Origin of the sequence: Mucilaginibacter terrenus (genome assembly GCF_003432065.1) — a bacterium.
GTDB lineage: Bacteria > Bacteroidota > Bacteroidia > Sphingobacteriales > Sphingobacteriaceae > Mucilaginibacter > Mucilaginibacter terrenus.
In genome coordinates, this window is sequence record NZ_QWDE01000001.1 from 751240 (window position 1) to 765192 (window position 13953).

Annotated in this window: 14 protein-coding genes; 8 read left to right on the forward strand and 6 right to left on the reverse strand. The window is 42.9% G+C overall.

Annotated elements, in window-relative coordinates:
* Position 1: 1 nt before the first annotated feature.
* The gene (locus DYU05_RS03150; RefSeq protein WP_117381527.1) at positions 2 to 493 is read left to right on the forward strand and encodes a GtrA family protein; all 492 of its coding nucleotides are present in this window, start codon (positions 2 to 4) and stop codon (positions 491 to 493) included.
* Positions 459 to 1253, forward strand: coding sequence for an inositol monophosphatase family protein (locus DYU05_RS03155; RefSeq protein WP_117381528.1), 795 nt, complete (start codon positions 459 to 461; stop codon positions 1251 to 1253). The genes DYU05_RS03150 and DYU05_RS03155 overlap by 35 nt, the downstream gene beginning before the upstream one ends.
* Before the next feature lie 74 nt (positions 1254 to 1327).
* Here DYU05_RS03155 and DYU05_RS03160 read toward each other — a convergent pair whose 3' ends face one another.
* On the reverse strand, positions 1328 to 1879 hold the full coding sequence (locus DYU05_RS03160; protein ID WP_117381529.1) for a NifU family protein: 552 nt from the start codon (positions 1877 to 1879) through the stop codon (positions 1328 to 1330).
* Positions 1880 to 1984: 105 nt separating this feature from the next.
* Positions 1985 to 3328: an adenylosuccinate lyase gene (gene purB / locus DYU05_RS03165; protein WP_117381530.1), complete on the reverse strand. Its 1344-nt coding sequence runs from the start codon at positions 3326 to 3328 to the stop codon at positions 1985 to 1987.
* 132 nt (positions 3329 to 3460) lie between these two features.
* On the opposite strand from purB, the gene DYU05_RS03170 reads away from it, so the two are divergent.
* The 4 genes from DYU05_RS03170 to DYU05_RS03185 all read left to right on the forward strand — a co-directional run bounded on the left by DYU05_RS03170 (position 3461) and on the right by DYU05_RS03185 (position 10077).
* Positions 3461 to 4075: a TetR/AcrR family transcriptional regulator gene (locus DYU05_RS03170; protein WP_117381531.1), complete on the forward strand. Its 615-nt coding sequence runs from the start codon at positions 3461 to 3463 to the stop codon at positions 4073 to 4075.
* A gap of 78 nt (positions 4076 to 4153) precedes the next feature.
* Positions 4154 to 5500, forward strand: coding sequence for a TolC family protein (locus tag DYU05_RS03175; RefSeq protein ID WP_117381532.1), 1347 nt, complete (start codon positions 4154 to 4156; stop codon positions 5498 to 5500).
* Positions 5501 to 5530: 30 nt separating this feature from the next.
* On the forward strand, positions 5531 to 6631 hold the full coding sequence (locus DYU05_RS03180) for an efflux RND transporter periplasmic adaptor subunit (protein ID WP_117381533.1): 1101 nt from the start codon (positions 5531 to 5533) through the stop codon (positions 6629 to 6631).
* A 23-nt stretch (positions 6632 to 6654) separates the two neighbouring features.
* Entirely contained in the window at positions 6655 to 10077 is a 3423-nt protein-coding gene (locus DYU05_RS03185) for an efflux RND transporter permease subunit (RefSeq protein WP_117381534.1), read from the forward strand.
* 73 nt (positions 10078 to 10150) lie between these two features.
* Here DYU05_RS03185 and DYU05_RS03190 read toward each other — a convergent pair whose 3' ends face one another.
* On the reverse strand, positions 10151 to 10696 hold the full coding sequence (locus tag DYU05_RS03190) for a hypothetical protein (protein ID WP_117381535.1): 546 nt from the start codon (positions 10694 to 10696) through the stop codon (positions 10151 to 10153).
* Between the two features lie 121 nt (positions 10697 to 10817).
* Here DYU05_RS03190 and DYU05_RS03195 point away from each other — a divergent pair, with 121 nt between their 5' ends.
* Both DYU05_RS03195 and DYU05_RS03200 read left to right on the forward strand, forming a co-directional pair.
* The gene (locus DYU05_RS03195) at positions 10818 to 11303 is read left to right on the forward strand and encodes a DUF4126 family protein (protein WP_117381536.1); all 486 of its coding nucleotides are present in this window, start codon (positions 10818 to 10820) and stop codon (positions 11301 to 11303) included.
* A 112-nt stretch (positions 11304 to 11415) separates the two neighbouring features.
* Positions 11416 to 12030: a TetR/AcrR family transcriptional regulator gene (locus DYU05_RS03200; RefSeq protein ID WP_117381537.1), complete on the forward strand. Its 615-nt coding sequence runs from the start codon at positions 11416 to 11418 to the stop codon at positions 12028 to 12030.
* On the opposite strand, the gene DYU05_RS03205 is transcribed toward DYU05_RS03200, so the two are convergent.
* From DYU05_RS03205 to DYU05_RS03215, 3 genes are read right to left on the reverse strand one after another with little or no spacing between them, the layout of a single operon-like run.
* On the reverse strand, positions 12031 to 12447 hold the full coding sequence (locus DYU05_RS03205; RefSeq protein ID WP_117381538.1) for an OsmC family protein: 417 nt from the start codon (positions 12445 to 12447) through the stop codon (positions 12031 to 12033).
* Between the two features lie 18 nt (positions 12448 to 12465).
* Positions 12466 to 12870 (reverse strand): hypothetical protein, encoded by a 405-nt coding sequence (locus tag DYU05_RS03210; RefSeq protein WP_117381539.1) that lies wholly within the window; start codon positions 12868 to 12870, stop codon positions 12466 to 12468.
* Between the two features lie 39 nt (positions 12871 to 12909).
* Positions 12910 to 13953, reverse strand: a complete 1044-nt coding sequence (locus DYU05_RS03215) for a PorP/SprF family type IX secretion system membrane protein (RefSeq protein WP_117381540.1) — start codon at positions 13951 to 13953, stop codon at positions 12910 to 12912.

Sequence of the window (13953 nt, forward strand, 5' to 3'; positions counted from 1 at the left end):
AATGCCTAAAAATTTGTGGCATAAAGTTAAGAATAACGAAGTAATGCGCTTCCTGCTATCTGCCGGTGCGGGTTTCTTAGTTGATGCATCAACGTTCTATTTGTTATATCACCACGTATTTACACAGAAAACATACAAGTTCACCGCTTTTACCATGCGGAATGCAACCTTGTCGCTGGCTATTTCTTACTGCTTAGGCGTAGCTATCAACTTTACGCTTACCAAGTACATGGTGTTTACCGGTTCAAAATCATCATCCAGTAAGCAGTTTAGTCGCTTTTTTGCGGTGGCGGTGATCGGGTTTATAGCCAACTTGGCTATTCTAAAAATATTAATACAGGTATTAGATGTTTACCCACCAGTAGCACGTATTGGCGCTGCTTTAAGCTTGTTTGTGGCAAGCTTTTTTATACACAAAGTATTTTCATTTAGTTTATCTATAAAACACAAACGCAGTCATGATACTCAATCAAATCATCGGGCAAGTAACTGAAATAGCTAAAGAAGCAGGCGCTTTTATCCGACAGGAGCGGCTTAGCTTTGATGCCGACAAAATAGAGTACAAAGGTTTGAATGACCTGGTCTCTTACGTAGATAAAGGTGCTGAGCAAAAGATAGTGGCTGGACTGGAAAAAGTTTTACCTGAAGCCGGCTTTATAACCGAGGAAAAAACTACCACGAAAGTTGGCGAAACGTACAACTGGGTTATCGACCCGTTAGATGGTACAACCAACTTTATCCATGGCTTACCGGTGTACTCGGTAAGTATTGGTTTACAAAAGAACGACGAACTGATGCTTGGGGTGGTATATGAAATAAATCAGGATGAATGCTTTTACGCCCACACCGATTCGCCTGCATACCTGAACGGAAAAGAGATAAGAGTAAGTAATAAGACAAAGGTTGCAGACAGTCTGATCGCTACTGGTTTTCCTTATTATGATTTCAGCAAACAACAAGTTTATATAGATCTTTTTGCCGACCTGATGCGCAACTGCCATGGTTTACGTCGTCTAGGTTCTGCGGCGGTAGATCTTGCTTATACGGCCTGCGGTAGGTTCGAGGGTTATTACGAATACAATTTGAATCCCTGGGATATAGCAGGAGGTATTGTAATTTTAAAACAAGCTGGTGGCGACGTAGTAAACTTTAAAGGTGGGGGCGAGGTGGTAAACACTCGTGAACTGTTGGCTACCAATGGCAAGATAACTGCTGAAATGCTGGATTACATCAATAAGTACTTTAAAGATTGATCAACGAAAATGTGTCTTAATAAGAAAGCCGGTTGATCAATCAACCGGCTTTCTTATTTTATCTTAAGGATCAGTTATAAGGCTTCAGATACAACTTCGGTAACTTCAGGTACCATACGTTTCAACAGGTTCTCTATACCGGCTTTTAATGTAACGGTAGAAGATGGGCATCCGCTGCATGATCCGCGAAGCTCTACAGTTACAACACCTTCGTCAAAAGAACGGTAGCTTATAGCACCGCCATCTTGTTCAACAGCCGGGCGAACGTAGTCATTCAATATTTGTTGAATTTTTATTTCTGTATCCGTACCTTCAAACTCTACCTCACCGGTTTGCTCAATTTCCTGTACTTTCAGTTCTGATTCTACAGCGCCTTTTACAAACTCTTTAAGTATTGCTTCAATGTCATCCCACTCGGTACCCTCAGTTTTTGTAACAGTAACAAAGTTGCTGGCGAAAAACACACCATTTACAAAAGAAAACTTGTACAATTCTTTAGCAAAAGGTGACTTTTCAGCACTTTCTCTTGTGGCGTAATCCACGCTGCCGTTAATAAGCAACTTGTTCACAATGAACTTCATGGTTGCCGGGTTAGGGGTAGATTCGGTATATACGTTAATATTCATTGTTTGCTATTTTATATTAACAAATGTAATCAGCTTTTTTATTGCTGGTGCTTTCAAAACTTAGTTTTACGCCTTGCTGACATAGGTAAACAAGAACATATCCTATTAAATGCCTGTATAATTATGGGGCGAAATACCTTTTAGTTCTTCTTTAACGCTCGCAGACACATCCAAAGTATCAACAAACTCCGCAATGGTATGTGCGTTCACCTTTGTGTTAGTGCGGGTAAGTTCTTTTAATGCTTCATATGGGTTAGGATACCCTTCGCGCCTCAGTATAGTTTGTATCGCTTCTGCAACTACAGCCCAGTTGGCGTCAAGGTCGTCGTTAATGGCTGTTTGGTTGAGCAGCAATTTATTAAGGCCTTTAATGGTAGATTTCAATGCTATTAAGGTATGAGCAACCGGCACACCGATGTTACGCAGCACAGTAGAGTCCGTAAGATCGCGTTGCAGACGTGATATAGGTAGTTTTGCAGCAAGATGCTCAAACATGGCATTAGCTAAGCCCAGGTTGCCTTCGCTATTCTCGAAGTCAATCGGATTTACCTTGTGTGGCATTGCCGATGAGCCTATTTCGCCAGCCTTAATTTTTTGCTTAAAATAATTCATAGATATGTAGGTCCACATGTCGCGGTTCAGATCTATGATGATGTTGTTTATTCTTTTCAGCGCATCGCATTGTGCAGCAAAATTGTCGTAGTGCTCTATCTGTGTGGTAAACTGCGAACGGTGAAGGCCAAGCACATCATTTACAAAGTGGTTACCAAAAGCTTTCCAGTCGGTATCAGGGTAGGCTACTTTGTGTGCGTTAAAGTTACCCGTAGCACCGCCAAATTTTGCCGAGTACGGCACTGCACGCAACAGGTGCAGCTGATTTATCAGTCTTTCTACAAAAACCTCTATTTCTTTCCCCAAACGTGTTGGCGAAGCTGGCTGTCCATGGGTATGTGCAAGTAACGGAACAGTGGCCCACTCCGCAGCATAGTGCCTCAGCACATCAATAAGACTGTGCAACTGCGGGATATAAACATCATGTATAGCCGCCTTAAATGAATAAGGTATAGCCGTATTGTTAATATCCTGGGAGGTTAACCCGAAATGAATAAACTCCTTAAACGCTGAAAGCCCCAGCTCGTCAAACTTCTTTTTTATAAAATATTCTACAGCCTTAACATCATGGTTGGTTGTTTTCTCAATCTCCTTAATCGATGCTGCATCATCTTCAGTAAAATTGCGGTAAACATCCCTTAATAGTCCAGTTTTACTATCGTCGTAGCCGTTTAGCTGCTTTACCGGCAGCTGATATAATGCAATAAAATATTCAATTTCTATAAACACACGGTACTTTATAAGTGCGAATTCAGAAAAGTAATCTGCAAGATCTGCGGTGGCATTGCGATAGCGGCCATCTACAGGCGAGACAGCGGTTAAGGAATTTAATTCCATTTGATAGAGTTTTTGCAAAGATAATCAAATAAAGAATGTGCGGCGATTTAGATGAGTTTGTCATTAACAAGTATTTTTGCTTGGAAACTTTGAAATCTAAAAATGTTTCCATAGTTTTGACCATCAAAGTCAATGAGTCAACAAGAACGAATAATACAAGGAAGTTTAGAGCTGTTTCTGCAGGCAGGTATCAAGAGCGTTACCATGGACGATATTGCCCGTCATTTAGGGATGTCTAAGAAAACCATTTACCAGTTTTTTAGCGACAAAAATGAATTGGTGATTGCTTTGATTAAGGCTAAATTAAAGGAGGATGAGGACCAGATGACGGCCATAATCAACAGTTCCGCCAATGTTATTGAAGAGATGATTAATATGATGAAATGTTCTGAAGAGATCTTCTCCAGAATCAATCCCATTATTTTTCATGATCTGCAAAAATATCATCCCGATGCATGGGCCGAATTTCAACGGTTTAAATCTGAAGTAATAACCAATAAACTGGAAGAACTAATTATTAAAGGCATTGAACAAGGCTGTATGAGAGAGGACCTGGATGTTAAAATTGTTGCCAGGATGCGGGTGAACCAGGTGGAGATGGGTTTTAATACTCAGATCTTCCCTATAGGCCAATTTAACACGTGGAAGGTGCAGATGCAATTGCAGGAGCATTTTAACTATGGTATTTGTACCCTAAAGGGGCATAAATTGCTTGATCAATACAAAACAGAACATGCAATTATATAAAAAGCCTGCTGACATAAGGCTGTCAATAAATACCTTCTTTTTGCGCAAACAACATAAACAGACCTATCATATAATAAAATGAAACGAATACTCTTAATAATTAGCTGTGTAGCAGCCGGCTTTACAGCACGGGCGCAAACACAGCAGACGCCCCACACCTTTAACTTCAGCGTGCAGGAAGCAGTAGATTATGCGCTGTCACATAAGGACACCGCTATAAACGCCGGCTTGGACGTTAAAAGCGCCGATTATCGGGTGAAAGAAATTATTGGACAGGGCTTCCCGCAGATAAGTGGAGCAGCTACTTTCCAGGATTATCTTAAAGTGCCTACAACATTGCTTCCGGGCGAGTTTTTTGGTCAGCCGGCAGGAACCTTTATTCCTGTAAAGTTTGGTGTTAAATATCAATCTAATCTTGCACTAACGCTTAGCCAGTTACTTTTTGACCCGAGTTACATCATCGGTTTACAGGGACGGAAAACGTATAAGGAACTTTACGAACGCAGCTATCAAAACACACGAATTGACATTACTGCTAAAGTTACAAAAGCTTACTACCAGGTACTTGTGAGCAACGAACAGGTAAAACTGCTTGACGCCAACATTGCACAACTATCTGAACAGGTAAAACAAACCACTGCCCAAAACAAACAGGGCTTTGTAGAGAAGATAGATGTCGATCGTATTTCTGTTCAGTATAATAACCTGGTAACAACCCGCGAGAACACATTAAGGTTACTGGCGCTGAACTATCAATTGCTTAAGTTTCAGCTAGGGATGAGTGCCGACGATGTGTTGACCCTGAGAGACGATCTGACCAGTGTTCCTCTTGAACAGAACGTGGCTGAAACGGTCACAGACAGCACTTTTTATAAGAATAGGATAGAATACAAGCTAAGTGAAAGTAATCTAAAGCTAACCGAGTTTGACCTTAAACGTCAAAAAGCGCAGTTCTTGCCTACATTAAGTGCCAATGCCAGTTACGCATCATCATACCAGAACAACAGCTTTGGCAATCTATATTCTACTAGCTTTCCATCCAGTTATATTGGCCTAACATTGAATGTGCCAATATTTAGTGGCTTCCAGCGTACTAACCGCGTTAAGCAAGCGGCCATTGTAGTAGAAAAGAATCGCAATCTGTTAAATGGCCTCAAAAATGGTTTAACGCTACAGGCAGAGTCTGCAAGGATCATGTACTTTAATAGTATTCAGTCGCTTAATAATCAAAAACGAAATCAGGATTTAGCCAGGGAAGTTTTAAGGGTTTCTAAAATTAAGTACCAGCAGGGCGTAGGTTCCAGCATTGAGGTTACGCAGGCGCAAACCGCTTTGGAAACCGCTGATAATCAATATATACAAAGCCTATATGATGCGCTGGTGAGCCGCGTAGATCTGAACAGGGCTTACGGCAAAATTCAGTAATAAACTAAAACATTATACACAATATATAACATGAAAAAATTAATATACATACCTGTCATCCTGTTAGCGGCGGCGTGCTCTAAACCAAAGGATAAAAAGGCTGAACTTGCCGATCTGCAGAAGCAGCAGCAGGAGATCAACTCCAAAATAAGCAAGCTGCAGGCCGAAGTAGGAACTGTAGATTCTACTAAAGCAATTGAAGTAGGCGTTGCCGAGGTGAAATCGGGTTCGTTTGTAAACTATGTACAGATACAGGGCAAGATAGATGCACAGGATAACGTGACAGCCTATCCGCAATCACCTGGTACTATCACTAATATTTATGTAAAGGTAGGGCAGCATGTAGGTAAAGGGCAGGTGCTGGTACAACTGGATAACAGCGTGCTGCGCCAGCAAATAGCACAGGCAGAAGCACAGCTCTCGTTACAAACACAACTTTATCAGCGTCAGAAAGCTTTGTGGGATCAGAAGATAGGTACCGAAGTGCAATTCCTTCAAGCGCAAACCAACTTACAGGCTGGTAAAAAATCGCTTAGTGCATTGCGCGAACAGGCTAACCTGTATCGCATAGTATCTCCTATAAGTGGTACAATCGACCAAATGGATCTTAAACTAGGTCAGGTTGCACAGCCGGGACAAACGGGAATCCGCATTGTAAATGCCGATATCCTGAAGGTGAAAGCAGACGTCCCTGAGTCTTACGCCGGTAGCGTTAAGACTGGTAACGCGGTTAAGATCTTGATACCTGATGCGAAAGATTCACTTACTACCAAGGTAACTTTCGCTGCAAAAGCTATTGATCCAACTTCACGAAGCTTTGCAGTTGAGATAAAGTTACCTGTACGTTCTACGCTTCGCCCTAACATGACTGCTATTATTAAAATTGCAGATTACACTAAAGCAGACGCCATTGCTATACCAGTTAAGGCAGTGCAGCGCTCAGAAGACGGAGACTTTGTTTACACCAACGTAAACGGTATTGCCAAGCGTGTGCCGGTTAAAGTAGGTGTTACTTACGGCGGACAGTCTGAAATATTATCTGGTCTTAAAGCCGGCGATCAATTAGTTACCGAAGGTGCTACTGATATTGAGAATGGCGACAAGCTAAAGGTTGCGGCATCTGCTAATTAATTTACCCCTGATCTGTTAAAAACATGAAAGATCTAAAAAAAGAATTTGCGCCCTCCAGTTGGGCCATAGATAATAAAACGGCTATTTACGTGCTCATTTTGTTGATCACGGTAATGGGCCTCATCAGCTATAACAACCTGCCAAAGGAAAACTTCCCGGATATTGCGCAGAAAAAGGTATTCATAAGCACCATATATGCTGGCCAGTCGCCTGAGAATATCGAGAACCTGGTGACCAGGCAGATAGAAAAGCAGCTGAAATCCCTTAAAGGGTTAAAGAAGGTGACATCTAACTCGGTGCAAAACGTATCGATCATCACTACCGAGTTTCAGGCTGATGTTGACCTGGATGATGCTAAGGTGCGTGTTAAAGAAGGTGTAGACAAAGCCCAGCAGGATTTACCCCAGGGTGATGTAAACTTAAAAGAATCTACAATATCGGACATTAACGTGTCTGACCTGCCGATCCTGTACATCAACCTTTCTGGTGACTATGATCTTAAAAAGCTGAAAGAGTATGCTGATATCTTAAAAGACGAAATAGAAAGCTACAAAGAAATCTCTAAAGTTGACGAGATTGGCGCGCTAACACCCGAGATCCAGATCAATGTCGACCTGAACAAAATGGCGGCGGCGCAGATCACGTTTGATGATATTACAGGTGCTGTAGGACGTGAAAACATCCTTTCTACTGCAGGTACTATAAAGCTGGACGGTGTACGCCGCAGTATTGACATTAAGCAGGATTTTAAGAACGCCGACCAGGTGGCTGCAATGGTTATTCGTAACCCTAAAGGACAAGCTGTTTACCTCCGCGACATAGCTGAGGTAAAGGACTCCTTCCTGGAGCAGGAGACCTACGCGCGTTTAAAGACCAACGACAACCCTAACTTTAAAAACGTAATTACCCTTAACGTAAGTAAGCGTGCAGGGGAAAACCTGATCGAAGCTTCGGAAAAGATCAATAACCTGATACTGGATAAGAAAAAGACATCGTTTCCTAAAGGGTTAGACATCACTGTAACAGGCGACCAGTCTACCAAGACGAAGACTACACTGAATGACCTTATTAATACAATTATCATCGGTTTTATACTGGTTACGGTTATCCTCATGTTCTTTATGGGTACTACTAACGCCATCTTCGTGGCGCTATCAGTTCCATTATCGTGCTTTATTGCATTCCTGGTAATGCCATGGATAGGCTTCACGCTCAACATGATCGTACTGTTCTCCTTCCTGCTTGCGTTAGGTATAGTAGTGGATGATGCCATTGTGGTAATAGAGAACACGCACCGTATATTCCAAAACGGTAAAGTACCCATTAAGGAAGCTGCTAAAACCGCGGCAGGAGAGGTGTTCTTACCGGTATTCTCCGGCACAATGACAACCCTTGCGCCATTTGTACCGCTGGCATTTTGGAACAGCTTGATAGGCGACTTCATGTTCTTCTTGCCTATAACGCTCATTATCACCTTGCTGGCATCGTTAGTAGTGGCTTACATCATGAACCCGGTATTTGCCGTAGATTTTATGAAACCCCATGTAGAAGGCGAACATGATAATCCTAAGTTTGACAAAGCAACCAAACGTGCTTTGATCTACCTTGGCATTGCCACGGTTGTAGCTTACCTGATAAACTTTGGTATAGGTAACTTTATGGTGCTTATTATAGTGCTTTACCTTCTTAACCACTTCTTCCTGCTTAAAATAATTGACAGGTTCCAAAAGAATGTGTGGCCAAGTTTTCAGAACTGGTATGCTAAATGGCTGGAGCGTGCGGTAAAACGACCAGTGACCGTGCTATTAGGAACATTTGTGTTGTTTATACTGGCTATCATATTAATGGTTGTGCGTGGTAAAACTCCTGAATTCTTCCCGTCGGGCGACCCTAACTTTGTTTACGTTTACATCACAATGCCCATAGGAACCGACCAGGCGACAACAAACGAGGTAACCAAGAAGATAGAAAAGCGTGTTGCCGCTATTGTTGAGCCGGACAAAGACATTGTAACTTCTGTAATATCTAACGTTACCAAAGGCGTAACCGACCCGACCGATGAGGACCAGGGTGATTACCAAAACAAAGGTAAAGTTACCGTAGCTTTTGAGGAGTTTGGTAAACGCAATGGCAAAGACACAAAAGTAATTCTGGCTAAAATTCGTAAAGCGGTACAAGGCGTACCAGGAGCTAAAATAAACGTAGCACAGGAGAATAGCGGTCCACCGGTACAGAAAGACATCTCGATAGAGTTGATAGGAGATAACCTGGATTCGCTTGTGAAAACCAGCAACCGTTTGAAAACTTTTCTTGCCAAACAAAACATCGCTGGTATAGAAAACCTGGTTGCCGACGTACAGAACGATAAGCCTGAAATTGTATTTGATATTGACCGCGAACGTGCCAATCGCGAAGGGATAACCAGCGGGCAAATAACACAAGCGCTGGGTACTGCTATATTTGGCGCTAAAGCTGCCGACTTCCGTAACACCAAAGAGGATGATTACGAAATTAAAGTAAGAGCTTTAGAAAGCCAGCGCGGCAACATAGATGAACTGCGCAACTTAAAAATTACCTACCGCGATTTGGCAACAGGTGGTGCTATACGCCAGGTACCTATTTCGGCCTTTACCGACATCAGGTATACCGATACTTATAGTAATATTAAGCGTAAGCAACAGCGGCGCGTGCTTACCTTAGGTTCGAGTGTGATAAAGCCGTATAACGCTAATGACGTAAATAATAACATTTATAAAGCATTAGCAAACTTTAAGCACCCGGATGATATTAGCATACGCCAGGGTGGTGGCCAGGAAGATCAGAGGGAAGCAGTTAGCTTCCTTGGAGGAGCTCTGGTAACATCATTCGGTTTGATCCTAATCATCCTGATGATCCAGTTTAACTCGGTAGGTAAAACCGTGATTATCATTTCCGAAATATTCTTTAGTATTATTGGTGTACTACTTGGTGTAAGCATTTTTGGTATGACCATGGCTATCGTAATGACAGGGGTAGGTATAATAGCACTCGCCGGTGTTGTTGTGCGAAACGGTATATTGCTAGTGGAGTTTACAGATATGCTGATTGAACAGGGCACTAACCTGCACGATGCAGTAGTTGAAGCAGGCCATACCCGTATGACACCGGTACTGCTTACAGCTACAGCAGCTATACTCGGGTTAATACCGCTTGCAGTTGGTTTTAATATCGACTTTGTGGGCTTGTTCACTCATTTTGATCCGCATATCCACTTTGGTGGAGATAACGTTGCCTTTTGGGGACCATTGGCTTGGACAATGATCTTTGGCCTGAGCTTCGCAACAGTCATCACGCTGATTTTGGTGCCATGTATGTATATCATCCGCGTTAATATGAAGAATTACTTCTTCGGGAAAAAAGAGACCGCGGTTGAAGAAAAGCGCAAAATAGAAATAGCAGAAGTTTAATAGCTCTTGCTGAATAAGAAAGCCGCGTCAGTATCCTGGCGCGGCTTTCATGTTTTAAGTAGCTTGGTAGAAATCACGCAACATACCTGTATCTCTGCACTAGTTTGTTAAGGTTGCGGGCCATCTTGTGCAGTTTACGTTCGCGCCTGCTCCCTGCGTCCAACGCATCATAAACCAAGCCTGCAGTTACTGCGTAAACAGCATGATGTAAGGCATCAATGGCAATTGCCTTTGGTTCCTGCTCTGTTATGGGCTTGGCAGCATCGTGCTTCGGCAGCATTACAAGGGCCGTGCCCCACACCGCTCCAAAATGAACAAGCGTTGCCGGCCAGCCTTTCAGGCCCGTTAAGCCGATTATTCCGCGCGCGACACCCCAGGCTGTTCCATAGCTCCAATGTATCTCTTGAGAAAGTTTTTGTTTGTCTTCATCTGTAGCCGGTTTAGCACCGGTGACATCTTCAGCCACGGTAACCGTAGCATCACTAGGTTCTCGTTTCGTAAACTTCATCTCTATGGTTTGTGAAAGCGTCATTGCTGCTGTTGCTGCAAGCCCTGCAAGCAAGCCTTTTCCAATGGCGCTCCCAAGCTCCCCAAGAGCGTTATTTTCATGTAGTTTCATAAGTTTAGTTTAAGGTATTATATCATAATAAGTTTTTTAGGTATCTAATTGTTTATTTAAATTGATTGATAGCTGCTTTAGGAATGATTGTTGCTTTTCTACAATCTTTAAAGCAGATAAAATGAATATCACACCAGATAAAGCTTTTTTACAGGCGGTAGGGCTTGGACTAGTTGCCGGCATGAGGACTATGTATGCGCCGGCAGTCGCCTCGCATATGTACAGCAGACATAAGTCGCGCTACCTGCGTCATGATCCTCTTTCTTTTATGCAAAGCATAACTGCTTCAAAGATTTTTAAGGTACTTGCTGCAGGAGAGTTGGTAGGAGATAAGCTACCTACCGCCCCTAATCGTACAAGTGCTCCGGGATTAATAGGGCGGGCAATATCGGGAATGCTGGTTGGGAGTGTTGTATATCGTGCAAACGGAAAACCGCCGGTTGTTGGCGGTTTAATTGGAGGGGCGGCCGCAGTTGCTTCTACTTTTGGTTGTTTTTTACTGCGCAGAGCTGTGGTTAAAAGCACAAAAATTCCCGATCCTTATATTGGCGCAGTTGAAGATGTGCTGGTAATTGCTGCCGGAGCAGCCATTACACAAAACGCGTGATTTTTCCATTTGAATATCATCTTTGAGTGTGGAGCAGTCGTGCTCCTGAAATTTTGATATTTTTGTTAAATTAGTCAGGCTTTATACATCTTTCCGGGAGAATATACTTATAATGAATGCAGGCATAGATCCTCAAGATATTAAACGTGAAAAAATTTTAGACGCTGCTCACCAGCGTTTTTTGCATTATGGTTATTCTAAAACCACAATGAACGAAATAGCCGGCGATCTATCGATGTCTAAGGCTTTGCTTTATTATTACTTTCCGGACAAAAGCGAGCTGTACATGGCTGTGATGCGCAAGCTTGCTAACGAATACCTGAAACAACTCGAAGATAAAAGGGACAATTTTACCAGCTTGAGAGACGCGTTCGAGTTCCAGGTGAATACTCACCACAATTTCATCGTCACTAATTACAACTTCTTCGATTTTATAAGACTTAACGAACAGAATTTGCCTGACAGCATATGGGCGCTGATAACTGATATACATGGAGCCGAAATGCAGTTATTGGTAAATGCTATTGAAGCGGAGGCTGAGCTTGGCAAAATCAGTTCAGTTAAAAACCCCTCAGAGATTGTTGACGTATTCCTGGACGCGTTGCAGGGGATTAAGGTCGGCGCGCTGCCTCAAAAGAAGGTGTCATTCCCCAAAATGGAGCATCTTGAAGAGATACACAATAAGCGTTTGCTGCTGATAGATATTTTTGTAAAAGGACTTAAATAGTTAATCTTGCGCCAGGCTGGTGTTAATAGTGATGTTTCCTACCAGGATTTTGTGAATAGGGCAGGCATCAGCAATTTTTATCAAGCGCTTTCGTTGATCTTCTGTAATTTCCCCTTTAAAGTATAAGCGGCTGTCAATCAATATTCCGTCATTCGTGCGGTACATCTCCAGATTAACTTTTATTTCGTTTATTGCCCACCTTTTACGGTTAATATACATGCGCAGGGTAATAGCGGTACAACTCGCCAGGCTAGCCAACAATAATTGGTAAGGCGACATACCGGTATCCGTACCGCCATCTTCAGCCGGTTCATCAGCTATAATGTTGTGGTGGCCACTGTTTACTATGGTTTGATATTGCGCCCTGCCAATAACAGCCGACCCGTTTATGATAAAGTCCTTTGTTCCCGTATCCATACCTTTCGAAGATAGGGATTAATCCTGGTTAAGATCGAGCATGCTCCAACTGCTTTCGCTTGATGCATTACCACCGAGGTAACGCAATGAAATGGTGAAATTTGTAGTAGATTTCTCTCCATTGGGACCTTTAGCTGTATAGGATGACTTTATCACGTAGACTGAATCGGACTTTTTTGCAAATTTATAGTTGCCGTCCTCAAATGATACGCTGTTAGACCGTACTGTTGGCCTTATATACACCTTGGCTATGGAATATGCCGCGTCACTTGTTGGCAGGCCATTGAAGCTCGGCAACGATCCGGAACCTGCAATTTTAGCCACAATTATAACAATTGCTATCCCCGCTAATACCAGCAGGTAAGCTGCTTTAACAGCAGATTTCTTTTTTACTGTTTTATCCTGTAAGTAATCCTGATTCATAAGAGCTTACTACGCTTTAAATCGTAATAAGTTCCAAAACTAGTAAAAATCGTAGCATCTGCGGGCACCATTAAATTTGCGGTAGTCGTTCTGTCGCGATGGCAAGGTTGTTTCGTAGCCTATACTGCCCTCGGTGGTCCCGCTGGTATTGCTGTAGTTGAGGCCTCTGCCAGAAGGTACATCATGACTTACACCAAGTCGCATTTTTTCTGCACCCTCGCGATTGATAAAAACGTCGAAAATAAAAGAGACCACCACTGCACCCGGGCCACTAACGCCATCGCTGCGGTACCACAAACCGGCGTTTATGCTACGTCGTTTATATTGGACGCCTACGTTTAGCGACTGTGCAGTAGATTGCTTGTAAAGCACTACAGAAGGTATGATATACGATTTTTGATCCTCATCCACATTGTCGTCCTGCGTGATGTTGTAGCGATAGCTCACATGAAAAGTTCCCCGCATAGGAAGCTTTGCCGGTACACCCGTGAACGATTCGTTTGGCTGGTTGATGTGCTGCAAAGCACCACCTATGTTAAACTCACCGGCTGTGACATTGACACCGGCACCAGAATCAAAGTAAAACTTGTTGTTGAATAGCCCCGCATCTGCCGCTGTAGGTAACCCGGGAATATACCCTAAGCGTGGATCTATCTGGTCGCCAAAAACCAGCTTGCTGTAATCTACCGAGCGGTTACTAACGCCCGCCTGCAAGCCAAAAGACAATACAAAATCATCAGACCCAACACTGTAGGAGTAAATACCCGATATATTATTCTTATTTAAATAGGCTGTTCCCTCGCTGGCACGGGTGAAGATAAGGCCAAACCCGCCGCCAAAACGCGGCACGTTGTAATCTATTGATGCCGACATGTAGGAGAGTCCGCCGCCGCCAACAGTAGTGTACTGATTGCGGTAAATTAGGTTCATGCGCAGATCACCCTCAAATTGCCCATTAAGTGCAGGATTAAGATATACGGGGTTGTTGAAGAATTGCGAATACATGTGGTCTTGTGCCGTTGCACTCAACCCCTTAAGCAACCCCATAAATACAATAATACAAACCGTCGTTATCCTCTTCAT